Genomic DNA, 230 nt, shown 5'->3' with positions numbered 1-230 from the left:
CGCATTTTTGTTTCCCGGATCTCTCCGGGTGGGTGCTCCGCGGCGACCCGAGGCTCGCGCTGTGCGGGCTTCGAACAGCCCTTGTTTAGGAGATTTTTTTATGGCTAATGGCACTGTGAAGTGGTTCAACGCGGAAAAGGGCTTCGGCTTCATCGAGCAGGAGGGTGGCGGCCCGGACGTCTTCGCCCACTACTCGAACATCAACGCCAACGGCTTCCGTGAGCTGCTCG

The 230-nt window shown here is 59.6% G+C and carries 1 protein-coding gene; it reads left to right on the top strand.

The features are described 5' to 3' along the window. Positions 1 to 100 precede the first annotated feature (100 nt). Positions 101 to 230 (top strand): cold-shock protein (locus tag IE98_RS0141815; RefSeq protein ID WP_030278064.1); only part of this gene is annotated, 130 nt, incomplete at its 3' end.

The sequence above is a fragment of the Streptomyces sp. NRRL B-24484 genome (genome assembly GCF_000717715.1).
Lineage (GTDB): Bacteria > Actinomycetota > Actinomycetes > Streptomycetales > Streptomycetaceae > Kitasatospora.
This window is presented reverse-complemented; position numbering and strand designations above follow the sequence as displayed.